This is a genomic window from Pseudovibrio sp. FO-BEG1, from assembly GCF_000236645.1.
Lineage (GTDB): Bacteria > Pseudomonadota > Alphaproteobacteria > Rhizobiales > Stappiaceae > Pseudovibrio.
In genome coordinates this window covers 3,131,209-3,157,623 of sequence record NC_016642.1, presented here as the reverse complement: position 1 = coordinate 3,157,623, position 26,415 = coordinate 3,131,209, and the positions used below count along the sequence as shown (strand labels likewise).

The following is a 26,415-nucleotide window of genomic DNA, read 5'->3' as shown; positions in this document are numbered from 1 at the left end:
TCAGCTAACGATGGGTGTCGTGGTGTGCTGCAAAGCGGCCTCGACCGCCCAAAGGCGATCTTGCCCCCAGATTGCGGTTGTGCCGACACGATAGCTCGGCACGCCCCAGAGGCCGAGAGCGGTCAGATCTTCCCGGTTCTTTTCAATCTGCACACGCCAGTCATCGTTGTCGACAATGGTTCGAGCTTTGCTCCAATCCAGTCCAGCTGCTTCTACGATCTTCGCCAGTCCGTTGTCTGTGCCTGCATCCACTCCTTTGGACCAAACACTTGTCATGAAGGCACTGCAATATTCTCTGAGGCGTCCTTCTTCTTCGGCATACTGCAACAATGAGTAACCACGTTCGATCGGGCGTCCCAACGGATCGCAAATTCGACCAAACGGGATGCCGTGGTAGCGGGCTTCGCGAGCAGCATCCATGAGGATGTACTTTCGCTTAGCCGGTGGTACTGGCAGGCCACGCATGACCATGGGCAGTACGGGGCGAATGTTAAGTTTGCCTCCCAGCCGATCGCTGAGTTCGCATGTTCTGTTGAAGGCGAGATAAGAATATGGACTTCGGAAGGATAGGAAGAGATCTATTTCATTGCAGGAAATCCTGGCATCACTCACGCCTTGATCCGGATCGTTTCTTCGGTCACTGGAAGGCGCTGGCCCTAAGCCGAGCTGTTGCAGGCGCTCTTCTAGATAATGGAGTCGATCAACGCCCCAGTACCATTCTCCTCCATAGTAGAATGTGGCGCCGAGGTAATGGCCGAGTTTTTCAAGCAAGGCATCTCCCTGCGCCTTTACAGCTTCTACATTCACTTCAGAGACCGGTGCAATTTCGTTGTTTGACCACAACGCGTTACTGATGTCCTGCAGCTTCCCGATATCCATGCCCGCATTGAGGTAAGCTGCCATTGCAGCTTCAGCTTGGGCGATACGTTCCGTACTGGGCGTTTTTTGAGAGACTCCAGATAATCCCAAATGCACCGCGAGCTGGTTGGCATCCTTGAAAGCATATGCATCCAAGCCGGTCCGATCAGGTGTTGCCCATGCAGGTGGGCCTGAGATGAGGTGGATCGTCAGCTTGATTTTGTAGCTATGTTGGAACCCTGACAGTTTTTGAAGTGTCAGATGTGAGTATGGGTCAGACACATGATGGAAGTAATGAACCTCATGAGGACGGCCCTGACGCTTTCGCTGCTTTTCAAAGACCTCGCGTTTTCTGCGTAATCTGATTTCACTTGTAATGTATTCCGCAATTCTGGATTTAATCATCGAGCGAAATGACATGCAGATTACTCCCCACGTTTACAGGCTAGCTCCTCAGATTTTTCCAGCTTATCTGCCAGTTAAAGCCGCTTGCAAGTGAAACATCGTTTCACATGACTTCCGTTTCCGCCTCATCCAGTTCGGGCGAATTGGACCCATGATTTCTTATGGGTTGCTGCAAAAAGTTTTCTCAGATTACGCTCAAAGCGTCCGAATTGTGAGATTTCTATGCAGGAACGATTGATACAGCTTCTGGAATCTGTCGCGGGGTCTGCCAAGCCTGTCAGTGCGAATGATCTTGCGCAGATGACGAAGCTGCCACGAGCAACGATTTATCGGAATCTCTCGTCTCTGCTGGACTGTGGCTTTCTGGATGAAGTGGATGACGGCAAGCGGTATGTTCTTGGCATCCGCTTTGTCAAAATTGCCCTGACAGGTAAATCGGATTCCCATGTTATCAAAGCTGTGATGGCTATGATCCACCGGCTGGTCATCGATATTGGCGAGACTGCCTATCTGGCCCGTTATCGCGGGGGACGGGTTGATCTCATTCACATTGAAACGCCGAGCGATCCAGCGATCCCCTACATTTATCCAGGCCTTGGCATCAGGCCAGCCCATGCGTGCTCCTCTGCCAAAGCCATTGCTGCTTTCATATTGCCGGAGCTGCGCGAGGAGTTACTCGCAGGCGAGCCACACGGTTTTACCGCAAACACGCTGACAGACGCCTCTCAAATCGCGACGGAGTTGGAGCAAGTCCGGCGCTCTGGGTATGCGTTATGCGATGGTGAGATCGAGGAAGGTGTTACCAGCGTTGCCGTTCCGATCAATGTGGATCGGCTTGGGTCCATCTTCAGCATGGGTGTAGTGGGCCCAACAAACCGGATCAAAACGCACCTTCACAGCCGTATTCTGCCGATTTTGATGGAAGAGAACATCCGGGCGGCGGCAGCGATACAACATTGTTCAATTGTAGATGCAGAAAGAGTGCATTCAGAAGCTCTTGCGAACTAACCGGAGGCACCACGGAATACTCATTTATTGATTTTGGGGAGGATATTATGAATAGACGGGAATTTGTTGCGTTGGTTGCAGCTTCTGCGGCCATGACGGCTCCATTCAGAGCCTTTGCGGATGAGACCTGCCAGTCACCATACATGCCTAAGATTACGGGTCAGGAAGAGTTCGTTTATGTCTGGACACTGGGCGTGGAAGGCATGGGCGATGAGCAAGATAAACTGGTCACTGTTGACCTGCGTCCAGACTCGCCAACGCGTGGTCAGGTGATCAACAGCCTGTCCGTTGGTGGGCGCAATGAAGCACATCACGGAGGGTTTTCAGCGGATCGCCGTTACTTCTGGACAGGCGGACTGGACACCAACCGCATCTTTATTTTCGATGTGCATACAGATCCTTCAAAACCGATCCTGCACAAGACCATTGAGACATTCGTCAAGGATTCCGGCGGTGTTGTTGGCCCACATACCTTCTTCGCCCTGCCCGGCAGTATGATGATCACCGGACTTTCCAATGATGATGATCATGGAGGACGTACCGCGCTGGTAGAGTACAACGATGCTGGTGATTATGTGGCGACCTACTGGATGCCGACGACAGCCAACATGCAAGGAGCCGTTGCCGTTGGGGATGCTGTTGCTGATGGGTATGGGTATGACATTCGTGCGCTGATCCGCAAGAACGTCATGTTGACCTCCTCTTTTACTGGCTGGTCCAACTACATGATGGACTTTGGCCAGATGCTGCAGGATGCCGACGCCATGAAGCGGTTCGGAAACACCATCGTGCAATGGGACTTGCATACACGCCAGCCACGCAAAGTGTTCAATGTGCCGGGAGCTCCATTGGAGATCCGTTTCCCGTGGGGGCCGAATGCGAACTATGCCTTCTCAACCACAGCCTTGACCTCCAAACTCTGGCTGATCTACGAGGACGAAGATGGCGAGTGGCAGGCCAAGGATGTGGCGGACATTGGCAACCCGGCAGACATTCCACTACCGGTCGACATTTCCATCGCGGCTGATGACCAAACCCTTTGGGTCAACAGTTTCATGGATGGCAAGACCCGCCTCTTTGACATTTCCGATCCGCATAAGCCTTTTCAGATTTACGAGAAAACCATCGATCGGCAGGTCAATATGGTCAGCCAGAGCTGGGACGGCAAACGCGTGTACTTTTCATCCTCTCTGCTCGCCAACTGGGACAAGAAAGGTGATGATGACGTCCAGTATCTACGGGCCTTTAACTGGGATGGCAAAGAGCTCATCGAAGACTTTAACATCGACTTTTACAAGCTTGGCCTTGGGCGCGCGCACATCATGCGTTTCGGCAGCTCAGAGCTTTACTCAAGCTAACTCCGGTTCGACACGGGGCGGCTTGATTGCTGCCCCGTGCTTGTTTCATGAAGCTGGTCGGTAACATGCGTTTACTCAAGAAAATCCTTGCGGTGAGTTGTCTTGCTGCGGTTGTGCCTTTGCTTTGGTATGCCATGGTAACTAGTCAGGCGGCTGCCTCACGCCCCTTCGCAGCGGCCTTCAGTGCCAGTGAAGAATTCCAGTTTGAACCACCTGCACCGGGCTCTTATCGCCTGAACACATTCAAAGCTGCACCTGATGGGCAGGTGCTCGATGTTCACGGGGCATCCAAGAACCTGAGCGATCTCACTGGCGGCAAGATTAGTCTGGTGAGTTTCGTTTATCTCATGTGCGGTGATGTCAACGGTTGCCCGATTGCAATGTCGACGCTCTTTGAGATTTACGAGACAAGCGAGAAGCTTCCAAGTCTTCGCAAAGATGTTCAACTAGTGACTATCAGCTTTGATCCCTCACGCGATACGGTGGAGGCAATCAACTCCTTCGCCTACCCCATGCAGATTGATGAACATGCCGAGAAAAAACTCCCCTGGCATGTGCTGACGACCTCCGGCATGAAAGCCTTGCAGCCTATTCTGGATGGATATGGTCAGGTGGTTGACCGTTCTAACGATCAGGATGTGATCAACCACCTGCTGCGAATGTATCTGGTTGATCGTCAAGGGAACATCCGCAACGTTTATGGATTGGGGACGATTGATCCACGCTTGCTAATCACGGATGTTGAGACACTTATGATGGAAGAAAGCAGGTCCTGATGCGGCGCTTCTCATTATCATGCATCTTGCTTGGTCTTCTGATTTCCTCGGGTAACACAGCCGCGCAACCGAGTTGTGAGGTTGATCCGGAAAGCTGGTCTGAGGCCGCTTTACAACGCTCTCTCTCCACTCCGCTCGGATTGCCTCCCATTCCTCATCCCGCAGATAATCCACCAACACGAGCGAAGATTGAGCTGGGCCGAAAGTTGTTTTTTGACCGACGTTTATCCATCAACCGCACCATGTCCTGCGCCATGTGTCATGTACCGGAGCAAGGGTTCACCAACTGGGAGCTGAGCACGGCGATCGGTGTTGAAGGACGCAGCATCAAGCGAAATTCGCCCAGTATTCTCAATGTTGGGTATCTCAGCGCTCTCTTCCACGATGGACGTGATCCTTCGCTGGAAACTCAGTTCATCGGACCTCTTACAGCACGCAATGAAATGGCCAACCCATCGGCTGGTCATGTGGTCTCGCTTTTAAACGATTTGCCTGAGTATAAGCCGTTGTTTAAGAGCGCCTTTGGCGCACATGCTTCTCTCGACCGCATTGGCATGGCTCTTGGGGCCTACCAGCGGTCTGTAATGGCCGGAAACAGTCCCTTTGACCAATGGCACTTTGGAGGAAACGAGGCAGCTGTTTCTGACGCAGCAAAACGCGGCTACGAGATCTTTACAGGCAAAGGCGGCTGCAGCGATTGTCACTTGATTGAGGAGGAGCACGCTGTTTTCACCGATGATCAGTTTCACGACACCGGCTATGGCCAAATGCGCGAAAATGAGCGGCAAAACCCACCGGCAAGCATCCCAGTACAGGTTGCACCCGGCGTTGTGCATCAGATGGACTTTTCCAAAGTGCTCTCCGTCAGTGCAACGCGAGAAGCAGATCTGGGGCGTTATGAAGTCACTGAAGTCCCATCCGACCGCTGGAAATTCCGTACCCCAACGCTACGCAACCTCACCGTCACCCCACCTTACATGCATGATGGACACTTCAGTACCTTGACCGAGGTCATCAGGTTTTACGATCAAGGCGGTTCAGGCCTGCCCGGTCAAGATCCCCGAATACGTCCGCTGAAGCTGACGGGCACTGAGAGAACTGATCTCGAGGCGTTTCTGCGAAGTTTAACTTCGCCAGATCTGGATTGCCTGACCGCTGAGGCCAGAGTTGAGCAGCCTGATAATTATTAGGATCAGGCTGCTTTTCTAGGGTGTTCCAGCTTACTTTTTCTTCCGCTTCAACATGTCTTTTAGCTTCTGGCGTCTGGAGACGTGGCGGCCTAGGATTTTTTCCAGGTTGCCTACGTGAGACCGCAGAGTGTCCATTTCGTATTTGACTTTGCGGATGTTCTTTTCGTTCAGCATGCGGATAATCTGGTACACTGAGGCACTTGCTGCATTACGGACGGTATCGAACTCTTTCTGTTCACTCGCATCGCCAATTGTGTTGCGTTTAAGATTGAGCAGGATGAGTGTCTGACCGATTTCATCAATCTCTTTCTGATAGTCCGGCGCTTGTTTCGATGTCGCCACACCTACCTTGTGAGCATCCTGTAGTGTGTCCAAGGCCATCTTAAGCAACTCAATGCTTTCTTCACCTTCCTCGAGCTTGTTATTCTCAAGATGGTCCTTCGCAGCGGCTGCATGCTCCTCTGCTTTTTGGAGGATCAGGCCGTAATACTCAACCTCAGAGACATCAAGTATGTCCTTCACATTGGCTTTGGCTGTCTCCAGAAGACCATCAGTAATCGCAATGGCTTCCTCAAGCTTGTCTTTACGCTCTTCATCATCGGTCGGATCAAAGCTGTTCTCACGTTCCAGCTCCAGCTCTTCTGATGGCTTGACGGTTACTTCACCTGCGTTGGCCACTTCATTTTCAGAGCCAGACTTTTTCTTTCCAGACTTGCGCTTCGGTCCTTTTGCGCCTTGTTTGTCGAGAATTTCCTCCATCTTATCGAGGAAGTATTGCAGCGCATTCAGTGAGGCCTGGGCGCGTCTGATTTCGCCTTTGAGAAGGAAGTCTTTCGCTTCCAAAGCGGTCCGAATACCAATGGAATGATACTTGCCGTAGTTTGCGGCATCCTCTTCATTTTTGATGGTATCGCGCAGTTTTTCCATATCTGCGAGGTCAGTCGTGACGTCCTCAACTTCCTGTTCAAGCTCAGGAACTTGATCTGCGATCGCTACACCGGAATCATGCCTTGTCTGCAGTGCATCATTGATGACCCGGAGAGCAAACAACTCAAACTCAGCTTTTTCGTAGTCTCCCTTGTCCATCAACTGCTGTGCTGCTTCGGCGTGTTCTTCGCCCCGCACTTGCATGGCCGCGAAGACTTCCTTGTCCATGCCATCCTTGATGTCTTCTTTCATGGCCTCAAACTCGGCCAGTTTTTCCTTGTTCTGCTTGACTGCTGTGCCAAGTTTTTCAGGATCCTTAGATAGAGGGACAGCCTCCTGCAGGAGTTCAAGCAGGCGATCCTGCTGCCGCAGAATGTATGCGCTTTCCTTATCAGGTCCGAAACGATCGCCCAGATTTATAAGATCAAGTGCACGCTCAATTGCCTGAACTGCTGAACGCTCACAGTCATCAAAATCTGCGGCAAGATGTTTGATGTTCTCCAGTTCCGGGCGCCGCTTCACAGTCTCTGCAATCTGCTGTCGGTAGAGTTCAAATCCTTCTGCAAAGCTAGCTTTCGCATCTTCAAACAAGCCAGCGTAATGTTCCTGCTCGTCTTCAACCGCTTTTACTGCGGTGCCTACCAAAACGTTGAGGTCCCGAGCTTCGACGTGATCTCTTCTTTGAAGAGCCCCTCTCATTTGCTCAATCAACCCCTTTGCTTCATTGTAGCTTGTGTCGAAATCGGCAAAGTCCAGGCCCCAATCTGCATATTTATCAAGGCTGAGGCTCAAGTTATCGATGCGCTTCTCATGCAAGTCGGCCCATTTGCTCAGGCCCTTCAGTTGAGAATTGACAAACTGCTCACTGACATTGCGGATCCCCTCCATTGAGCTGTAGTAATTCCGAGCATCCTTTAGCAGCGCCCTCATGTTTTCAGTGACCGCTTCGATATCCGCGCGTTCCACGCCTTGGGGGATCTTGTGTAACTCTTCTACGCTTTGCTTTAAGCCTTCAAAATACTGGTTGAATATGTCCTCATATTCCCCTCTACAGAAAGGAAGCCATTTTTCGTAGGATGCGGGGGCAACTTCGGCCAGTTTGTCGGCATCCTCTAAAATCTTATCCCTTCGCATCTGGAAAACGGTCATCTCAGCAAGACCTTGTGCTTGATCTTCCAGTTCTGCGTTGGCCAGAGCGATGCCTGCGTCGGCAAGAACATCTAACAGCTTGTTGTTGACCTCCTTGATTATTAAGAGTTCCGCTGTCGCAGCTTTTCCGGCCTCTGATTTGACAAGTTCACCAACTGTTTTGAATCTGTTGAGGATATCAGCCTCTAAGCCATCATAGAGTTTCTTCAAATCTGGGAAGTTTGCTACATTTTCCCTTTGATTGGATGCGCTCATATAATCGGATTGCACATCTGCATATAGAAACACGAATGCGTTGTGCTCGATTTCCCTTTGGTTCAGCGCCAGATCTCCACTCTTGAGGAAGTCCTGACGATAGGTTTCGGCTTTATCCAGACACTCTCGACCAGTTTCAACATCTTGATTTTCAATGGCAACCTTCAGCTCAGCGATGTTATCCATTGCTGCAAGGTAAGCGGCATCAAAGGTGGTGAGATCGACATCCCATCCGCGGACGTACTCGTGGATTTTGTAAATGCCTTCAACAGCAGCAAGATAGTACTTTGCACCTGCTGAGAGACCGGAGAGCTCGGATGTCATGATTTGCTTGCTGACATCGAAGGCGTTTTGCATTTCCCGGTAGGCTTTTTTGGCTTCTGAGAGAGGTTCTCTTGCGCTGGTGAGGAAGAGTTCCTGGTTTTCTCTCATTTTCGGACCGGGAGTGGTCATCTTGCCGGCGTTGAGTGTCCAGTCGGTTGCGTCGCTGAGGCTGGAGTTGGCTTGTTCGAAGGCAGTCTGGAAGCGTTGCAGGTAGTCGCCGGTGCAGAAGCGTTCCCAAACTTTATACCCCTCCTTAACAGCGGTTTTCATCTGCTTGATCTCGTCAAGCAGCAGCTTCAACTCACTGGCAAACAACACAAGATCTTCCTGGTCCTGTTTTTTCGCCAGCTGCTCCTCAGTGGGGTTGTCCTCGATGATTACCCATTCAGGTTCATCTAGCTGACTGCCTTCTTGCTGCATTGGTTGTGGTGGGTTGGTGAGGAAGCCGTTGAGGTTTGTCATGGCTTGCTTCAGATCAGCAAGCGCACTTAAGGCATTGGTGATGCGGCCTTGATTGATGTAATCCAGCGCTTCGTTTACGTAGTCTGTGGCCACCATTTTGTAGCTGAGGAACTCCCCGCGGAGCTCTTCATTTACGATAGCTTTGGCAACGTTTTCAAAGGATTGGACCTTATCAGCTGCCTCTTTTACCTCCAGCTTAAGCTGCTCAACTTTTGCTGCGGTTTGAACGCCTCTTTCGTAGGCTATTTCGAGACCGCTCAGGGCGATGTTGGAGTTATCGATCGCATCATCAGCTTCCTCAAATTTCTTGCGTTTGAAGAGGATTTCGGCCTGATTGGCGTAGTTGGCTGCTTTTTCGTATAGATTATCGAATATTGCTTCTTCTTCTTTGTCCTTAAAGACGTCATCGCGATCATTAAAGTAAGCGATATCTTCGCGCAGCTTGTCCAGTGTCTGGGCGAACAGCTCTGCGTTCTCTTCCTTGGTGGCAGCGGTTTTGACCGTATTAAGGTATTGAAGTTTCTTCACTTCTCTCTGCAGCTCGGGCACGGCTGCCTGTCCATAGGCGATTTCCTGATTGGCTTCGCTCAGGTTTTCCTTTGCGATGGCCGTTTCCGCCTGACTGATGTGATTTTCCACTTCACCGACAACCAGATCAAACTTCTCCAGATACCGAATGTTTCTGTCATCTGTCTCAGCGAGTTTTACATACTCCTGACGGCGGGCAATCATTGGTGCCACTTGTCTTTGAAAGAGAGAAAGCTGTTCTGCTGCAATATCAATGGCAGACTGGGCCTCAATAGTGAGACCGCGCATGGCAGACAGATTATGTTGGGCGCGTATGAGCTTGGTTTCAGCCGCCGAGACATCTCCTGTAAGGAGATCATTTTGCGCTTCTGCAATGGCGGCACGAGTAGACTTATCCGCGTCTTTAAACTGCGGCAGCAGGCCGTTGCTTCCCTTGATGAGGTCTTCCTGAGTGAGCAGTTCATCTGCTTTTCTGGTCAGCTCAATTGCATCACCCAAAAGCACCTTCACTTCACTTTGGTTGCCGCCTTCATCCTGAGAGGTTTCAGGTGCAGATGCCAGGCTTTGGAGCATAACCTGCTGGAGCGTACTGAAGTGAGCCTCAGCGCTTTCTATGGCTTTGACAGCCTCAACACCCTTGCCAGCGGATGCAGAGACAGACGCCTGCTTACAGTCCGCTACGACAGCATCGTGCTCTCTTTCAAAGTCAGCCAACACTTTGGGATCATGTTCGATTTCAGTTTTGCGCGCACCGAGCTCAGCTGTTGCAGTTTCCGTCGCCTGAACCCTGTCTTCGACGTCTTTTTTCGCTTCTTCCACCTGCGTTTGCGCTTTGGCCAGCACTTCTCTGAGGATTGCAAGATTGTTGGAGGCAGCGAGCATATTTTGCTTCGCAGTCGCGACGCTACCGCCATTCAGTGCTTTGTTCAGCTCTGTTATGCGGTCACAGGTTTGCTCATGGACATCGTCCAGCCTTGTTAGATCAACACCCCAGGCTTCTGCCGGTGTACGCTGCTTGTGCAGGTCATCTGCTTTCTTCTGAAGTTCAGCAGATAGTCCCTTCATGCCTTCAACGCTGATCTCCTGACCTTCTTTGAAGTTGGTCTGCATGATCCGGAGGTATTCTTCCCCGCGATCCATGAAGGCCTGCATTTTATCGAGATCGACAAAGCCTTTTTTGTCCGGCTTGTTCATGATCTCATTGGCTTGCCTGATGTTGGCTTCTGCCAACTGTTTGGCATCATCAAGGACTTTTTTCGTGACGTCCTCAATGAACACGTCACTGCGTCTGCCTGCTATATGTACAGCTTTAGCAAGCGCCTTTAAGTGCCTGCTTGTTTTAGATAATTCTTTTTGGTGAAGTGCTTTTTGTGCTGCAAGATCTTTTGGATCGGGCTGCTCTGCAGCAGCTTTTGGCGGAGTTTCCTGAGTTTCGGGGGCAGCTGTTTTGTCGTGCCCATTTTCGCTGTCTGATACCTGCTCGTCTTCCGGCACATCAAACTCGACATTGTATCCAACTTTGATTGCTTTCAGGACTTCATGTGCCCAGTTTTCGTGCTCTTGAGGGAGATCATTCTCAGGCATTTGGAAACTCCGAAGTTCGGGGAAACTGCTGTTTCACACTCTAGTCGCGCTGCGCATAATTATGCGTTGCTGCACTTCGGATATGGGAAAATTCAAGTCTTTCGCTGAAAAATGCGTTGCTGATACTTGATTAAGTTAAGGTAAGTTTAGATCCAGTGTGAATCTGTATTTGAGGCAAGATTTATATACGCAAATCAGAGCAGGCTTTACATCAGGAGCTGATAGAAAAATGGTTTTGCGTTGGTTTGCGTTGAAATGTGGACGCATTGCCCCGGAGAAGAGCCAACATTCCTGATAAATTGAATCAGGAATGTCATATAATTCATTGATATAGCGCCTTATATATTCAATCTGCACCTAAGAATTTTTGCCCAACTTCAGCAAAAAGGTTCAGGTCATTTGCTGCGTCGGTTAGCGTTGTTTTGTATGACGCTCCGTCGGTGACTGCTTTGTAGAACGCATCGAGCTCAATGCGGAATGGATCCTCATAGGATGGGCCTATCACCTCTGTGATGGTCTGCTCATCTGTAGAGCGGGTGATACTGAGCTGTGTCGGCAGGTTACGGATGTACGGTGTGTCGTAGGTAGCGTGGTACCGCTCACTCTGCGTGAGCACTTCGATGCCTGCATCAAATTCAGCAATATCGGAAATGACAGCTTCGTACATTGCTGTGAAGTGACCGTAGTCAAACAGGACCATAACCGTCTCGCCGCCGTGCTGCTTGGCGTAGCTGACGGACTTTGGCAGGCCGAGCAACTCGCGCATGGCGGAGAAGCTGTGGGAGGACAGGCCGGTGAGCACCTGATAGGCGCGCAGTTGATCTTTTGTGGCGTCCTCTCCCATTATCTCGCGGAGCATGGCTGTGGTACGTTGCTGACCGTCCGCAATCACCTCCTGCGGCACATCCTTGCCTCGGACCACTGGTCGTGTCTGGCGGGTGAAGTATGGCGCTTCGCGGATGATGTCGCGGATGCGGACATGGCGGATGCTCTCCAAGTCTGGCATGTACTCCTTCAGCGCCAGGAAGCTGCGGGAGTAACGGCGCATGTAGCCGACAAACACAACGCTGCTGCACTGCTTCTGCTCTTCCAGCAGTGCCGGGATCTGATGTTTGTTGAGGCAGACCGGTTTTTCGATGAAGACGTGCTTGCCAGCTTTCATGGCTTCGGTCAGAAGGTCTGCGTGCAGGTGATCGGGCGTCAGGATGAAAACAGCATCCAATGACGGATCGGCAATCAGATCAGAAGCGGCTGCGTAGCGTTTCTCGACGTTGTAGCGCTGGCCCACATACTCCATCAGCTCCTCAGAAACATCGCTGATGGCTACAATGGTGAAGCGTTGATCGTCTGCCAGCAATGGCAGGTGCATCAGCTGCGCGACTTCGCCCAGCCCAATAATTCCAACGGACAGTGACATTGTTGTTTTCCTTAGGCTTGGCTCATTTCGGCGATGTAGGAGTAATTGCGGCGGGCCAGTTCCAGCGGTGTTTCCGTTGCATCCCCTGCAACGTCCTGTTCCACAACAACTGGCCCCTGAAAATCCCTTGCCCGTAGGAAATCCATAACTGCCGCAATTTCAACGGCCCCTTCTGCAAGCGGGCACATGACGCCAGCGGCCAGAGACTCCTGAACACTGATTTCGCCAGAAAGAACACGGGCACACACATTTGGATCCACGTTCTTCAAGTGCATGTAGTCGATGCGATCCCAGACACGTTGCATATAGGCCAGAGGATCCTGATCCCAGAACGCATGGTGGCCGGTGTCGAGACACAGATTGAGCGGCGTGTTTTTGAGCAGGTCGTCGATCTGCGCTTCCAGCTCAACGCATGTGCCGATGTGTGGGTGAAAACTCAGTGCGATGCCGAAGGTTTCTGCCAGCATGGTGTGAGATTTGGTGAGGTCTGCATACATCTGCTGACGTGCGTCAGGTGTGATCATGCCCAGTTGGCCAGATGGGTAGACATTGCTTTCGTCCATCACCACAAGGTGCTTTGCGCCCAGTGATGCCAGAAGCTCGCCCTGCGCCTGCATATCCGCATGGAACTTGTTACTGGTCTCAATTAGAGAGAACGTGTGCACGTGGGTGGCACCGATCAGGGTCAGGTTGCGCTTTGCCAGCATGGTCTTCAGCTGGTCTGCGTCCTTTGGCAGGTATCCCAATGGCCCGAGTTCGGTCCCTCGGTAACCCGCGCTTGCGACCTGATCTAAATATTCATCTGGCGTGTATGCGTTGCCAGTCGGGTAGCAAATTCCCCATGAACACGGTGCATTCCCAATCAACATGCCGTGCTGTCCTATTCCGTTTTTATGTATATTGGATTGGAAAGAGCCCGGATGATGGGCTGTTCCCGTATCTCTTCCTCAGACAATCCCAGAGGAAGTTTCTTGCCTTTGAAGGCTCCCAGAAATTCTTCGAGTAAATCCTGATGGTTCGCTCTGGCGACGATCTCCGCGCGCAGGAACCCTGTTACCGGCTCATTGAAAGAGAGCTGTGCTGTATCGCCTGAAATGAGTACTTCCTGACGACATCCACTGGCATCCACCCAACGCAGCAGATCACCATTGGCGCCCTCCACATGTACGGAGAAGCTTGCAGTATCTGCCGTAACCTCCTCGCCCATGCGGGCCATGCCGGAGGTGAGAGACAGGTGCGGTCCGTCTGGGCCTTCTGTCACGTAACCAAGGCCTGTTTTCATGGCATTCAGCACGGCTTGTTCGCTGAGCTCCTCCAGCCAGAGCACTGTTGTTGGGCGGGCCAGCACCAGCGGGCCTTCCGGCAGTAGCCTATCCGGCTGGTGGAAGTCGCTGCCACCAATCAGCGAGATACGGTGACCATCGCTCAGGCGCTTTTGGTAGCGGGCCAGAGAGACCCAGTTGTACATGAGCCATGCAGATTGCCAGACTTCCATGCAGTCGGTTTCCGGCAGCTCATAGGTCCAGTCGATGGGCGGCTTGTCGTGATTGATGGAGAACAGACCACCACGATCATGGGCCGCTTTGGCGACGATATGGGAGTGGTCTGGCTGCGTCATGCGGAAATCAAGCCAATCATCTATGCCGAACACATTGGCGTGGCCGACGGCAGTGGTGACTTCCATGCCGCGCACGAACACCAGATCTTCAGAGGAGTGCGGATGGAAGTATCTGCGCTGGGTCGTGGTGTTGTGATCTGCAACTGCCAGAAAATCCAGTGCAGCCTGTTTAGCAGCTGCATGGAGCAGCTCAGGTCCGCCGCGTGCATCGGAATGGAAGGTATGACAGTGCAGATCTCCCTTGTACCACCCTGCCCCTTGTCGCACTGGATTTGGCGTGACGGGCTGTGGCGCAATCTTTCTGGGTGTCTGATCAAAGGAAATGGTGAGGTCTACATCCGCACCGGTTTCCGGCAGTTTGTAGAGGCCAAGGATGATTTGCCATGTGCCCGGCTCTATCTTGCCATGCACATAGCCTGGTGTGGCGTCATCCAGTGCGATAAAGAAGCTGTCGCGGGCGCCCCCGCTCCAGCCACGAAACCCCGAGCTTGCCGGAAACGGCGTAATGTCAGGGTCAAGGCATCCAAGATCAATGATGCAATCTTCAGCCTTGGGATATTCCAGTGACACGTCAAAGCGTGTCGTGCCTTCGGGCACCTCAAATTCCAGATAGAAGTACGGATCAGCTATCTGATCCGCCTTCGTGATGTGTTTGTGGAGCTTGAGGAGGTCCAGCGTTTCACTCATCATCAAGCGCCAGTCTGTTTCCATCTGCATCAAACAGGGTGATGTGCTTGCTTGAGAAGCCAAGCGCGACGTCTTCGGTCAGAATGATGTCGTCATCGGTGAAGATGCGCGCGGTAAAGCGGGCTGCATCAGGACGCTCAATGGTGACGAGCTTTTCAGCACCCATGTTCTCGTTGGCAAACAGTTTGCCGCGCACCACGTTTTCCGCTTCTGCGGTTGCGCGCAGGTGTTCTGGACGCACACCCATGGTAATTTTCGAGTTGCCTGCAACGGCTTCTGCGAAGGAGCGCTGCATCGGGATATCTGCGACTTCCAACCCATCTGCGCGGACTTTGAGCACATTATCAGCAACCATTGCTTCCACTGGCAGCAGGTTCATGGGTGGGTTGCCGACGAAGTTTGCTACGAAGGTGGTCGCTGGTTTGCGGTAGATCTCCATCGGGGTGGCAAACTGCACGATACGGCCTTGATCCATCACCGCGACACGGGTTGCCAGCGCCATGGCTTCGGCCTGATCGTGAGTCACGTAGACGGAGGTCATGCCCATGCTGTGCTGCAGGTGATGCAGGAAGCCGCGGGCTTCAAGACGCAGTTTGGCGTCCAGGTTGGAGAGTGGCTCGTCAAACAGGTAAACCTGGCTTGGGTTGACCAGTGCGCGCGCCAGAGAGGTACGCTGCTGCTGGCCACCGGAGATCTGGGCTGGCAGGCGGTCCAGCAGGTGGCCGATTTTCAGCACATCAGCCACTTCCTGTGCGCGCTCACCACGTGTTGCCTCGTTCTCACCGCGCACCTTGAGTGGGTACGAGATGTTGTCGGAGATGTTCATGTGCGGGTAGAGGGCGTAATCCTGAAACACCATGGAGATCTTACGATCACGCGGATGCAGGGCTGTGACGTCCCGATCGCCGATATAGATGCGGCCAGAGGTTGGGGTTTCCAGACCGGCGATCATGCGCAGGCTGGTGGTTTTACCGCAACCGGATGGGCCAAGCAGGCAGATGAACTCGCCGTCGTTGATTTCAAAAGTCGCGTTTGAGACAGCATTGAAGTCGCCGAAAGATTTGGTGACGTTTTGGAATGAAATAGAAGCCATTTTTGTTCTTTCGATTATGCCTTGATGCCGCCAAAGAACCGGAAACCGAACTTCCAGTTTACGAACAGATAGAGTGAGATGACCGGGAACGAGTAGATCAGCGCATAAGCTGCCAGCAGCGTGACGATTGGGGTGCCTGCTTCTGAATAGAAGGAGTAGATGGCCACAGAGGCTGGCATCAGCTCGTCAGAGCGCAGCAGGATGAACGGGATCAGGAAGCTGCCCCAGATATTCACGAAGGCCCAGACCACCACAACCACGATGCCCGGACGGATGACTGGCAATGCAACATCGCGGAAGGCCTGCATGGAGGAGGCTCCGGCGACCATGGCGCTTTCCTCGTAGGATTTCGGGATACCATCAATGAAGTCGCGCAGGATGAACATGGCAGTTGGCAGAAGGCCACCTGCGAACACCAGAATAACGGCGATGTGGGTGTCAATCAGGCCGAGGCTGGAGATGATCAGGAAGATCGGCACCATGGCCGCACTGCCGGACACCACGGAGGAGAACAGCAGGAGGATGTAGGTGATGCTCTTTTTGCCAGGCACGTCAGAACGTGACAGCGCATATGCAGCCAGCGTTGCGGAGATGCCGACAAGAACCACACCGCCCACACTCTGAATGAAGGAGTTGAGCAGGCCGCGCATGGCGAACTTGTTTTCAAACACCGTGTAGAAGTTCTGCAGTGTGAAGACCGACGGAATCTCAAGGCCGAGCTCAGCACGTGCGTTGAACGGTGCGAACAGGAACCACAGCAGAGGCAAGGCAAATGCGATGCCGATGATGGCGGTGAGAACAGAGAAGCTGATGCGGGACAGCATTTGATGGAATGAGAGTGTCATTATGCTGCTCCTTTGTTCTTCTGCTTGGCGATGCGCAGGTAAACAAGTGCGAAGGCCAGATTGATCAGCATGATCACCACGCCCACAGCAGCGCCTTTACCGAACTCGAAGTCTTTAAAGGCCACGCGGTAGGTGTAGATAGAGAGCAGCTCTGTGCGGTAGGACGGGCCACCGTTGGTGAGCAGGAACGGCGTGAACACGTTGAAGGTCCACATGGTGATGAGGATTAGATCGGTGACCACATGGCCTTTGATCAGCGGCAGCGCGATGTCCTTGAACTTCTGGAAGGAGGTTGCGCCTGCAACGTCTGCGGCCTGGAAATAGCTTGGCGGAATGGAGGAGAACGCGGAGTTGAACAGCATCATGGAGAACGCTGCACCGCGCCAGGTGTTGAAGAAGACGATCACCCAGAACGGATTTTCCAGCAGCCAGTCTCCGGGTTCCAGCCCCAGCGACGTGACCAGCATATTGAGCGTGCCGTTGTCGTAATCAAGGAAGGCGAACCACGCAAAGCCGATGACCACTTCCGGCAGGATCCAGGCAACGATAACGGCGGATTCTGAGAAGACCTTCACATATTTAGGCGTGGACTGGAGCAGCCATGCGAGCACCATGCCGAGCAGCGCCTGACCGACAAGAGCGGAGAGCAGCACGAACTGGATGGTCAGGATGAGGGAGAAGCCGAACTGACCACGGGTGAAGAACGTGCTCATGTTGAACAGGGCTATGTAGTTATCAAACCCGACAAATTCAGGATTGAGAGCCGTTTTTCCGAGCAGAGTTCTGTTGGTGAAGGAGACAAAGATGACCCAGAAAAACGGGACAATCACAAACGCTCCGACAAGGGCTGCTGCAGGGGAGAAAAACAACGCTCCCGCGCGCGCAGACAACAATGAGAAGTTCTTCAAATTACACCTTCCCGGGAGGGAAACATTCTTCTTATTGGAAGATCAGAGGGCGCAGGAGCGCGCCCTCCCGGATACAACAGAGCGATGGATGCTCTGTTGTCCTTTTTTCGGCTGATTACAGCTTGCTGACTGTGTTTTCTTCGCCAACGATGGCGATCACGTCAGACTTGTACTGTGCCATTGCTTCTTCTGGTGTCTGTTCACCGGAAACAACCGCTTCGGTCATACGCTGAACTGCAACAGAGACTTTGTTGTAGTGAGCGTTGTTTGGACGCGCTGTAGTCAGAGGCAGAAGTGTCTGTGAGGTCTCTGTCAGGAAGTCAGAGTTTGGAATCCAGACGTCATCACGGATACGAACGCGTGGGTTGATGGCCTGGAAGGCATCCAGCTGCTCTTTGGAGTTCATGTAGGACAGCAGTGCCCAGGACTCTTTTGGCGCTTTGGTGTTTGGATTGATCACAAAACCAGTACCACCAGACATGGTCACAAAGTCCTGACCGCGGAAGCCCTTGCCCGGTTCCTGAGCTGGCATCTTCTTCCATGTCATGTTGACGTCACGGTCTTTGACTTCAAACTCTGCGCCCGGCTTGGTAACTGAGCGATAGAACCAGTCGCCTTCCACCAACATGGCTGTTTTGCCATCGCGGAAGTTTGCAAAGGTGCGGTTGCGGCCATCGCCGAGCAGCTGAGCGCGTTTGTCGCCAAGCTTTTCGTCAATGTAGATGGTTTTGTACAGGTTCAGTGTATCCAGAATGCCTTGTGAGGACACGATCCACTTGCCGTTGTCGTCCAGCATGCCTTCGCCCGTGCCAAGGATTGCCATCCAGTAGCCCTGCATGGTGGTTGCTTCACCCATGGACACACCAGCGTTCAGCTGAAGTGGTGCGGACTTTGGCATCGCCTTTTTGATGGTACGTGCGGCATCCAGAACGTCTTCCCATGACGTTGGCTGCCATGTGTCTGCATCAAGGCCGGCCTGTGCGAAGATGTCTTTGCGCACGAAGATCATGCGGCTGTCAGTGCCCAGTGCGATGCCGTAGGCTTTGCCGCCGTAGGACATCAGCTCCTTGGAACCCTCAGAAATGTGGGACCACCCTTCCCAAGTGTTCACTTCTGCGCCAGCAACATCTTCCAATGGCTTCAGAAGACCTGCGTCTACGAAGTTTGGAATGAGGAAGCCATCAAACGAGGAAACGTCTGCACCTGCCCCGGTTGAGAAGTCCAATGCGAGCTGCTGGGTCAGCTGCTCATCTTTGCCTGCGAACTCCTTGAAGTTCACTGTTACGTCCTTGCCGGTGGCTTTCATCATCTTTTCGAAGCCAGGAATGACGCTTGTTTTCAGCCAGACAGCGGCTGCACTGTTCACGCCGCCTTCCACACAACGGCAAGTGATGGTTACGTCGGTTGCCATCGCTGGCCCAGCAAGCGCTGTGGCAGCTGCAAGACCCAATGCATAACTACGCAATTTACTCATCTAAAAAATCCCCCCAGGGCATCCTGTGTTGGTGTGCCTTGTCACTAATCATGAGAAATCGATCAGTGAAATTAGAATGAACACGTTTTCACTATCCGTCAATACTATTGAAAAAATCAAGAGGATTCTGAAAATGGCTGAGAGCAGATATATTATATAAACGGCTTAAAACTGTCATATTTTCGTCGTGCATAAAGATTGTTCGATTGACATCCTAGGGTTAGATACGGCATTAATAGTGAACACGTTTTCACTTATCGAGTAATTTTGAGTGTCTGATCAATCAAGCATCCAAGAGGTAAAACGCCCGGAACGCGCTACGGCAGATACAGTTGCCAAGCTTGCCGGTGTTTCGCGAGTCGCTGTTTCACGCGCCTTCAACCCGCATGCCTCTTTGAAAAAGGAAAAGCGCGAACTGATTCTCAAAATCGCAAAGGATGTGGGATACACGCCGGACATGGCGGCCCGCGCATTGGTGACACGGCGCTCGCATCTGGTGGGCGTGATCGTGCCGGATGTGTGCAGCCCCTGGGAATCGCAGGAGATTGATGCGCTGACCTCCGCTCTGCAGGCGGAAGGATTTGCTACACTGCTCTTCAAGACCCGCACTGATCAGAGCATGGATGAGCGGTTGCTGACCTATATGAAGGGCTTCAATCTGGACAGCATCATCGCCTTTGCGGAGAACGTGACACCGGACACCCTCGCCCATTCTCTGGGCCGTGCGGTGCCGATTTATGTGAGCTATTCTGAAGACGGCAGCCTGCCGAACCAGCCGAAGTCTACGTCTGTGTTTGACCGATTGATCGTGGACCAGAAAAACGGGATCGATCAGGCGGTTGCTTTGATGCAGGCTTATGGCTGCAAACGATTTGCCTATCTGGGCGGTACAACAACTTCCCTTGCAAACACAGAGCGTGAGCGCGCTTTCAAATGCGTAATGAATGAGCGCGGCCTGCCGGAACCGCTGGTGCTGCAAGGTGATTATACCTATGAGAGCGCCCTCGCCTCCACGCTTGATCTGTTTCAGGTTGGTGAAGGTGTTGATGGCATCTTTTCAGCCAACGACGTTGGCGCCTTCGGGGTGATTGATGCACTTCGCTTCAAACTGGGCCTGCGGGTTCCGGAAGATGTGAAAGTGGTCGGCTTCGATGACATCGCTCAGTCCGGATGGCTGAGCTATAACCTCACCACTGTAAAGATTGATCTGGAAGACCGTGTGCGTGCGCTTGTGCGCCTGATTTTGCGGCGCCTGAAAGACCCCAATGCCCCTGCCATGATCGAGACACTGCAGACCCGCCTGATTGTGCGCGGTACTGTGGGCTCATAAATAAGCAAAGAAATATGTCCCCAAATACTATTCACCTGATTTTCAAAACCCATCTGGATATCGGTTTCACTGATCATGCAGAGAAGGTTCGCCAGCGCTATCACAAGTACTTCCTGCCACAAGCGCTTGATACGGCAGAGCATTTCTACTTTGAAAATCCGCAGGATCCTAAGTTTCGCTGGACCACCGGTGCATGGTTGATCTGGGACTATCTGAATGAGGCTGGTGCAGACGACGTCAAACGTCTGGAAGCTGCCATTGAAAAGGGCCTGATCCGCTGGCATGGCCTGCCGTTCACCACGCATTCTGAGCTGATGTCTCCGGCGCTGTTTGAGGCAGGTCTATCTTATTCCAAAGAGCTGGATGAGCGGTTTGGGGTGCAGACTGTTGCAGCCAAGATGACGGATGTTCCGGGTCATACTCTGGGTATCGTGCCGTTGATGGCGAAAGCGGGCATCAAGTTCCTGCATCTTGGTGTGAACACCGCTTCCCCAACGCCGAAACTGCCAGAAGTGTTCCGCTGGCAGGCTCCAACAGGTGAAGAGATTCTAGTGCTCTATCAGAACTCCTATGGCGCGACGCAGTTCATTCCCGGTGTGCCTGATGGCCTGAGCTTTGCGCATACAGAAGACAACATTGGCCCGCAGAACACCGGCCAGACTGTTAACGTGTACCGCGCCATGGAGCGGCAGTATCCGGATTATTGCATCAAAGCGGCGACGCTGGATGAGTTTGCTGAGGTGCTGTGGCCACATCGCGAGAGTTTCCCGGTTGTGACGCAGGAGATCGGCGACAGCTGGATCCATGGCTCTGCGACAGATCCTGTAAAGTCCGCATGCTACCGTGCTTTGCAGCGGGTTTACGATCGTTTCGCTGAAGACAAAATCACGCCGTCCCGTCTTTCCTTTGGCCGCAAGCTTTCCATGGTTGCTGAGCATACGTGCGGGGTGGATATCAAAACTTATTTGCGCGATGAGCAGGCGTGGAACCGGGATGACTTTGAAGCGGCGCGGGAGAACGATCCGCGCTTCCAATATGCAGAAGCCTCCTGGCAGGAACAGCGCGCTTATTGTGATGATGCGGTTGCCGCCCTTGAAGCGAACGATCAGGCCGTTGCGAAAGCCGCTCTTTCTGAAATTTGCTGTCCGCTTCCTCATGTAGGGCCGTTTGAGATCGACAGCGAAGCTGAGTTTGGCGGTTGGTCCATCAAGATTGACCGGGACAGCGGCGCGATCAAACACCTTAAATCACCAGATGGCAAAGAGTTGTTCGGGCTGGATGACAATCTGATCTCATTTGCTCATGAGACCTATAATGCGGCGGATGTGAAAGCGCATATGGATGCCTACCTCACCCATGAGGAAGAGTGGGCTATTCTGGATCACATCAAGCCGGGGCTGAATAAGGCAGCGACAGCTGTTTCCAAGAGCCACCGCCCGATGTTTGAAGGGCTGGCAATTGCAGATGACAGGGCTATTTTATCTTATGTGATGTCCTCTGACATTCCCGGCGCAATCCATAACATTCAGCTGGTTCTGAATGGAGAAAGCGACAAGCTGGAGATTACACTTCGGCTTTACGGCAAGATTGCCAACCGGATGCCGGAGGCTGGTTTCCTGCGGTTTGCACCGGATGGCGCTAAGAGCTGGCAGTTCAACAAGACCGGCTTCTGGGTGGATGCCCATGATGTGCCGGATATGAGCGGTGGTCAGTTGCAGGCGATCTTTGGTGCGAAGGCTGATGTTGGTCAGGAGATCCGCATTGCTCCGCTGGATACACCACTTGTGGCACCTGCTGAGCTGCCGTTCATGCCGTTCCAGCATCAGGCACCGGCTTATGGTGAGGGTCTGCGGTTTAACATCTACAACAACAAGTGGGGCACCAACTTCCCGATGTGGTGGGAAGGTGATTTCTGCGCTCGCTTTGTGCTAGAGCTGGGCGACTAACCCGCTCCCTAGCCCGCTTATCCAACAAAAAAGCCAGCTCACGGCATTGGTCGTGAGCTGGCCTCTCGGGAGAGCGGGAATTTCAGCTTATTCAGCTGCAACTGACTCGCTGTCAGAGCCACGGGCATCCCACAGGCCCTGATAGATTTCGACCATTTCTGCGATGGTTGGGGTGATCGGGTTGTTGCCCGGAGACCCAGAGGCCAGCGCCTGTTCTGCCATAGTCTCGCAACGATCCATGAAGACCTGACGTTCAATGCCAAACTCTTCCGGTGTTGGAACGGAGAGCTCATCATTGAGAGCGCGCAGCTCGATCAGGAGCTTGCGGTTTGCCATGGCATCATCATCTTGCTCAGAAGCGAAACCAAGCGCGCGAGCCGCTTGCGCGTAACGCTCAGGTGCTGCTGGAATTGAGAAGGCTGTCACATCCGGCAGCAGCATGGCGTTGGAAAGGCCGTGCGGCACATGGAAGAACGCGCCAATCGGGCGGCTCATGCCATGAACGAGCGCAACGGAAGCAGCAGAGAATGCGACACCGGCCAGCGTTGAGCCGAGCATCATTTCCTCGCGGGCCTTTTCGTTTGTGCCGTTGTGGTAGACCTCACGCAGGTTCGGGCCGATCAGCTTGAGCGCTGCCAGTGCCTGACTGTCGCTGTACGGATTTGCCTTCTTGCTAACGTAGGCTTCCAGTGCGTGGGTCATGGCATCGATACCGGTGTCTGCGGTGATGCGTGGTGGCAGGCTCATGGTGAGTTTGTAGTCCACCAGCGCTGCAACAGGCATAAAGCCGATGCCAACGCACAGCATCTTCTCGCCGCGCTCTTCATCCGTGATGATGGTGAAGCGGGTCACTTCTGTACCGGTACCGGCTGTGGTTGGCACTGCGATGACTGGCAGGCCCTGCTCTGTGACGTCTCTTGGGAAACGATAGTCCCGCATTTCGCCGCCGAACTTTGCCAGAATCGAAATTGCCTTTGCACTGTCGATCGGGCTACCACCGCCGAGGGCCACAATGCAGTCATAACTGTCGGCTGTTGCCTTTTCCACACCCGGAAGGATGGAGGCAACTGTTGGTTCAGGCAGGGTATCAGCAAAAACATCGCTTTCGATGCCCTCAGCCTTGAGGCTGTCCTGAATAGATTCGGAGTATCCCAGCTGAACCATCATTGGGTCTGTGACGACGAGAGGCTTTTTGCAGCCGATTTTTGCCAGAACTGCAGGCAATTGGAGGCTGGCTCCCGCACCAACTTGCATGATGCGCGGCAGAATGATCTGAGATGTCATTAGAATGAACCTTTAGTTGTGGTTGTCATCTGGGATGCCGGGAACATCCCAGATGACTTAGGGGGCGAGCTTCTTACTCAGCCGGAGTTGCAGCGGAGGCTGCGCCGTCTGCGGAGTAGGAATGCTCTTCATCATCGACGGTGGAGATGATTTCAGAGACCTCAAGGTGCAGTGACTTCAGCAGACCCCACGTGGTGAGGATCAACACGAAGGAGTACGGAAGAGCTGCGACGATCGAGGCTGTCTGCAGGGCTCGCAGGCCACCTGCGAACAACAGCACCGCGGAAACTGCGCCAATGGAAAGGCCCCAGAAGATGCGGTAGCGGTTTGCAGGGTTCTCATCACCCATGGACAGGATGGTGCAGATGACGAGTGTTGCGGAGTCTGCAGAGGTGACGAAGTAGGTCACCAACAGGACGGTACACATAGCTGCACCAAGGATGGTGAGCGTTGAGCCGAGATCCAACAGCTCGATTGTTTTGTAAAGAGCCGAGGTCATGTCTGCATTCACTGCTTCTGTCACGCCGCCAACGCCGAACAGTTCAAGGAACATTGCGGTGTTGCCGAAAGTTGTGATCCAGAAAGTGGAGAGCAGTGTTGGTGCCAGAAGAACGCCGAGCAGGAACTCTTTTACGGTGCGGCCTCTGGAGATGCGAGCAATGAAGATGCCAACGAATGGTGCCCATGCAATCCACCAGCCCCAGTAGAAGATGGTCCAGCCACCCTGCCAGCTGTTATTTGGATCGGTTTCCACCCAGAAGCCAAGCGGAATGGCGTTCGTCAGGTAATCACCCAGGTTGGTTGCGAAAGACCCGAGAACGTAAACGGTTGGGCCAAAGATGAGGAAGAACACAAGCATGACCATTGTCAGGTGCATGTTGAACTCACTCAGGATCTTAATACCCTTGTTCACGCCACTCAGAACGGACATGGTCGCCAATACGGAAACAATCACAATGATGATGATATTGTTCATGATGCTGACTTCAAAGCCGAACAGGTAGTTCAGGCCGGTATTCATCTGCTGGGCTCCCAAACCAAGAGATGTTGCAATACCGAAGACAGTGCCAAAAACTGCAAGCAGGTCAGCTGCATGACCGATTGGGCCATAAATCTTATCACCAAAAATCGGGTAGAGCCCTGAACGAACGGACAGCGGCAGGCCCTTGCGATAGTGGAAATAAGCGAGACCCAGACCAGAGAGTGCAAACAGTGCCCAACCGTGCAGTCCCCAGTGGAAAATACTAATACGCATTGCAATCTGGGCTGCCTCTACGGAACTCTCCTGCCCTTCTGCAATGAACGGATTGCTTTGGAAGTGGTAAATTGGTTCTGCGATACTCCAGAACAGGATACCGATGCCGATGCCTGCTCCAAAAAGCATCGAAAACCAAGAAAAGAAGCTGTATTCCGGCTTCTCGTCATCCTTCCCCAAGCGGATGTTGCCATAGCGGCTCATGGTCATCGCAAAGGCAAGGAACAGGAAAAAGCTGACCAGACCGATATAGTACCATGATAGATTATTTGCGATGAAACCTTTAGCTGAATTGTAAATTGAGCTGGCGGTCTCAGGAACAATTACAGTAAACAAAACAAACGCAACAACGAGTACAGTAGACCCGACGGCCATAACAGGATTAACACCTGTAAACAGGCCCTCCCCCGTCCTTCTTCCAGTATTGCTGTTATTATACATTTGTCCCCCTCAAGCTTTATTTTTGCTGTCCTGATTGAAGCTTGAATTTTTGCCGGAGGGTTAAATTGTTATCAATCAACAAAAAAAGACCCAATGATATAAAAATATTTATGAATAGTTTTACGTAGAATATGGAATTCTACCCATACGAATGGGAGAACCAAATGAAGAAGAATTTACCCCCGCTCAATTGGCTCAGGGCATTTGAAGCGTCCGCGCGACATTTGAGCTTCACGCATGCCTCAACAGAGCTCAACCTTACGCAGGCTGCGATCAGTCACCAGATCAAGGGACTGGAGTGCCAGCTAGGGTGTGTATTGTTTAAGCGTCTGCCACGTGGGTTGGAGTTGACAGACGCCGGGGCTGCGTATCTTCCTGCGGTTCATGAGTCCGTTGAGCGCTTGAAGGCGGCGACCGAAGAAATCTTCGGTCAGGGGCAAAACAATCTGCTGACAGTGAAGATCAATATGGTGTTCTTCATGCGCTGGCTTGCACCGCGTATGAAGGAGTTCCGCCGTTTGCATCCGAAGATCAATCTGCGCATCACCTCCAACATCTGGCTGGACAACAAGGAAAGCTCTGGCGATTGCGATATGGAAGTGCGGTATGGCCGGGGCAAGTGGCCGTCCCTGCAGTGTGATCGGCTGACACGGGATGAACTTTTTCCAGTCTGCAGCCCGTGCTACCTGGAGGAGAACGGGCCTCTTACCTCACCTAAGGATCTGCCAAACCACACGATTTTGCATGTGATCGGTTATCAGGAAGGTTGGGGTTACTGGCTGAAGCAGACCAAGCATAGTGATCTGGAGTTGGGCCAGAGCTATCAGTTTGATACCCTTGTAACTGCATTGGAAATGGCCGCTCTGGGAGAAGGCGTTGCGCTGGGGAGAACCAGCCTTGTGGAAAATGCAATCAAGTCCGGACAGCTGGTCGCGCCGTTGGAACAAAGGGTTCCGACGGAAGAAGCGTTTTACCTCGTGTACTCCAATAACAGTCTTGAGCACCCCCATGCGGTTGCTTTCAGAAACTGGATTTTGAACGAAATACATGAAGGCTAAGCAGCCTTTTTGCCGGTAACGGTCTATTTCAATCCAAAGATCAATTTTCGGGAATGGTGGAAGGAAATTCATCTTCCACCAACCCTTCAAAGACCCGTGCAGTCAGTTCAGAATTAGTCGAGCTACAAATAATTTTATGTCTGCACCGAAATTTAAATTGCTGGTTTCTACGTATATGCCTGCCTATTGTTTTTTCAATGAAATGACCCGCAGCTGCGAACCATTTCACTCATAA

18 protein-coding genes are annotated in these 26,415 nt (G+C 52.6%); 7 read left to right on the top strand and 11 right to left on the bottom strand.

Annotation, left to right across the window (positions count from 1 at the left end; all coding sequences use genetic code 11):
* Positions 1 to 1,278: a 2-hydroxychromene-2-carboxylate isomerase gene (locus PSE_RS14290; RefSeq protein ID WP_041768515.1), complete on the bottom strand. Its 1,278-nt coding sequence runs from the start codon at positions 1,276 to 1,278 to the stop codon at positions 1 to 3.
* Positions 1,279 to 1,485: 207 nt separating this feature from the next.
* Between PSE_RS14290 and PSE_RS14285 the strand changes: the two genes are divergently transcribed.
* The 4 genes from PSE_RS14285 to PSE_RS14270 are packed head-to-tail and all read left to right on the top strand — an operon-like array spanning position 1,486 to position 5,595.
* On the top strand, positions 1,486 to 2,271 hold the full coding sequence (locus PSE_RS14285; RefSeq protein ID WP_014285506.1) for an IclR family transcriptional regulator: 786 nt from the start codon (positions 1,486 to 1,488) through the stop codon (positions 2,269 to 2,271).
* Positions 2,272 to 2,318: 47 nt separating this feature from the next.
* Positions 2,319 to 3,629, top strand: a complete 1,311-nt coding sequence (locus PSE_RS14280) for a selenium-binding protein SBP56-related protein (protein ID WP_014285505.1) — start codon at positions 2,319 to 2,321, stop codon at positions 3,627 to 3,629.
* Positions 3,630 to 3,676: 47 nt separating this feature from the next.
* Positions 3,677 to 4,405 (top strand): SCO family protein, encoded by a 729-nt coding sequence (locus PSE_RS14275; RefSeq protein ID WP_014285504.1) that lies wholly within the window; start codon positions 3,677 to 3,679, stop codon positions 4,403 to 4,405.
* A complete protein-coding gene (locus PSE_RS14270; protein WP_041768514.1) occupies positions 4,405 to 5,595 on the top strand; it encodes a cytochrome-c peroxidase in 1,191 nt (396 codons plus the stop codon). The genes PSE_RS14275 and PSE_RS14270 overlap by 1 nt, the downstream gene beginning before the upstream one ends.
* A gap of 30 nt (positions 5,596 to 5,625) precedes the next feature.
* Here PSE_RS14270 and PSE_RS14265 read toward each other — a convergent pair whose 3' ends face one another.
* The 8 genes from PSE_RS14265 to PSE_RS14230 all read right to left on the bottom strand — a co-directional run bounded on the left by PSE_RS14265 (position 5,626) and on the right by PSE_RS14230 (position 18,866).
* Entirely contained in the window at positions 5,626 to 10,824 is a 5,199-nt protein-coding gene (locus tag PSE_RS14265; RefSeq protein ID WP_014285502.1) for a hypothetical protein, read from the bottom strand.
* Between the two features lie 346 nt (positions 10,825 to 11,170).
* Positions 11,171 to 12,241, bottom strand: a complete 1,071-nt coding sequence (locus PSE_RS14260; protein WP_014285501.1) for a Gfo/Idh/MocA family protein — start codon at positions 12,239 to 12,241, stop codon at positions 11,171 to 11,173.
* Between the two features lie 11 nt (positions 12,242 to 12,252).
* The gene (locus PSE_RS14255; protein WP_208997939.1) at positions 12,253 to 13,110 is read right to left on the bottom strand and encodes a sugar phosphate isomerase/epimerase; all 858 of its coding nucleotides are present in this window, start codon (positions 13,108 to 13,110) and stop codon (positions 12,253 to 12,255) included.
* Between the two features lie 11 nt (positions 13,111 to 13,121).
* A complete protein-coding gene (locus tag PSE_RS14250) occupies positions 13,122 to 14,576 on the bottom strand; it encodes a CehA/McbA family metallohydrolase (RefSeq protein WP_244421313.1) in 1,455 nt (484 codons plus the stop codon).
* Positions 14,539 to 15,639, bottom strand: a complete 1,101-nt coding sequence (locus PSE_RS14245) for an ABC transporter ATP-binding protein (protein ID WP_014285498.1) — start codon at positions 15,637 to 15,639, stop codon at positions 14,539 to 14,541. The genes PSE_RS14250 and PSE_RS14245 overlap by 38 nt, the downstream gene beginning before the upstream one ends.
* 14 nt (positions 15,640 to 15,653) lie before the next feature.
* Positions 15,654 to 16,484: a carbohydrate ABC transporter permease gene (locus PSE_RS14240; protein WP_041768512.1), complete on the bottom strand. Its 831-nt coding sequence runs from the start codon at positions 16,482 to 16,484 to the stop codon at positions 15,654 to 15,656.
* A complete protein-coding gene (locus PSE_RS14235) occupies positions 16,484 to 17,392 on the bottom strand; it encodes a carbohydrate ABC transporter permease (RefSeq protein ID WP_014285496.1) in 909 nt (302 codons plus the stop codon). The genes PSE_RS14240 and PSE_RS14235 overlap by 1 nt, the downstream gene beginning before the upstream one ends.
* Positions 17,393 to 17,507: 115 nt before the next feature.
* Positions 17,508 to 18,866 (bottom strand): extracellular solute-binding protein, encoded by a 1,359-nt coding sequence (locus PSE_RS14230; RefSeq protein WP_041768511.1) that lies wholly within the window; start codon positions 18,864 to 18,866, stop codon positions 17,508 to 17,510.
* Positions 18,867 to 19,137: 271 nt separating this feature from the next.
* Between PSE_RS14230 and PSE_RS14225 the strand changes: the two genes are divergently transcribed.
* Together PSE_RS14225 and PSE_RS14220 are read left to right on the top strand one after the other, a co-directional pair.
* Complete coding sequence (locus tag PSE_RS14225; RefSeq protein WP_014285494.1) at positions 19,138 to 20,196, top strand: LacI family DNA-binding transcriptional regulator; 1,059 nt, start codon at positions 19,138 to 19,140, stop codon at positions 20,194 to 20,196.
* Between the two features lie 14 nt (positions 20,197 to 20,210).
* Positions 20,211 to 22,142, top strand: coding sequence for a DUF5054 domain-containing protein (locus PSE_RS14220; RefSeq protein ID WP_014285493.1), 1,932 nt, complete (start codon positions 20,211 to 20,213; stop codon positions 22,140 to 22,142).
* An 87-nt stretch (positions 22,143 to 22,229) separates the two neighbouring features.
* Here the strand turns inward: PSE_RS14220 and PSE_RS14215 are convergent, their stop codons facing one another.
* Both PSE_RS14215 and PSE_RS14210 read right to left on the bottom strand, forming a co-directional pair.
* On the bottom strand, positions 22,230 to 23,426 hold the full coding sequence (locus PSE_RS14215; protein WP_014285492.1) for an iron-containing alcohol dehydrogenase: 1,197 nt from the start codon (positions 23,424 to 23,426) through the stop codon (positions 22,230 to 22,232).
* Positions 23,427 to 23,499: 73 nt separating this feature from the next.
* Positions 23,500 to 25,122, bottom strand: coding sequence for a BCCT family transporter (locus PSE_RS14210; RefSeq protein ID WP_208997938.1), 1,623 nt, complete (start codon positions 25,120 to 25,122; stop codon positions 23,500 to 23,502).
* Between the two features lie 164 nt (positions 25,123 to 25,286).
* On the opposite strand from PSE_RS14210, the gene gcvA reads away from it, so the two are divergent.
* Positions 25,287 to 26,180: a transcriptional regulator GcvA gene (gene gcvA, locus PSE_RS14205; RefSeq protein ID WP_075697419.1), complete on the top strand. Its 894-nt coding sequence runs from the start codon at positions 25,287 to 25,289 to the stop codon at positions 26,178 to 26,180.
* Positions 26,181 to 26,415: the final 235 nt, after the last annotated feature.

Excerpts from the sequence above, each read along its gene's own strand:
- PSE_RS14270 (WP_041768514.1), top strand. The coding sequence starts at position 4,405 with ATGCGGCGCTTCTCATTATCATGCATCTTGCTTGGTCTTCTGATTTCC.
- PSE_RS14215 (WP_014285492.1), bottom strand. The coding sequence starts at position 23,426 with ATGACATCTCAGATCATTCTGCCGCGCATCATGCAAGTTGGTGCGGGA.
- PSE_RS14240 (WP_041768512.1), bottom strand. The coding sequence starts at position 16,484 with ATGACACTCTCATTCCATCAAATGCTGTCCCGCATCAGCTTCTCTGTT.
- PSE_RS14280 (WP_014285505.1), top strand. The coding sequence starts at position 2,319 with ATGAATAGACGGGAATTTGTTGCGTTGGTTGCAGCTTCTGCGGCCATG.
- PSE_RS14290 (WP_041768515.1), bottom strand. The coding sequence starts at position 1,278 with ATGTCATTTCGCTCGATGATTAAATCCAGAATTGCGGAATACATTACA.
- PSE_RS14255 (WP_208997939.1), bottom strand. The coding sequence starts at position 13,110 with ATGTTGATTGGGAATGCACCGTGTTCATGGGGAATTTGCTACCCGACT.
- PSE_RS14230 (WP_041768511.1), bottom strand. The coding sequence starts at position 18,866 with ATGAGTAAATTGCGTAGTTATGCATTGGGTCTTGCAGCTGCCACAGCG.
- PSE_RS14245 (WP_014285498.1), bottom strand. The coding sequence starts at position 15,639 with ATGGCTTCTATTTCATTCCAAAACGTCACCAAATCTTTCGGCGACTTC.
- gcvA (WP_075697419.1), top strand. The coding sequence starts at position 25,287 with ATGAAGAAGAATTTACCCCCGCTCAATTGGCTCAGGGCATTTGAAGCG.
- PSE_RS14275 (WP_014285504.1), top strand. The coding sequence starts at position 3,677 with ATGAAGCTGGTCGGTAACATGCGTTTACTCAAGAAAATCCTTGCGGTG.
- PSE_RS14250 (WP_244421313.1), bottom strand. The coding sequence starts at position 14,576 with ATGCAGATGGAAACAGACTGGCGCTTGATGATGAGTGAAACGCTGGAC.
- PSE_RS14265 (WP_014285502.1), bottom strand. The coding sequence starts at position 10,824 with ATGCCTGAGAATGATCTCCCTCAAGAGCACGAAAACTGGGCACATGAA.
- PSE_RS14220 (WP_014285493.1), top strand. The coding sequence starts at position 20,211 with ATGTCCCCAAATACTATTCACCTGATTTTCAAAACCCATCTGGATATC.
- PSE_RS14260 (WP_014285501.1), bottom strand. The coding sequence starts at position 12,241 with ATGTCACTGTCCGTTGGAATTATTGGGCTGGGCGAAGTCGCGCAGCTG.
- PSE_RS14210 (WP_208997938.1), bottom strand. The coding sequence starts at position 25,122 with ATGTATAATAACAGCAATACTGGAAGAAGGACGGGGGAGGGCCTGTTT.
- PSE_RS14285 (WP_014285506.1), top strand. The coding sequence starts at position 1,486 with ATGCAGGAACGATTGATACAGCTTCTGGAATCTGTCGCGGGGTCTGCC.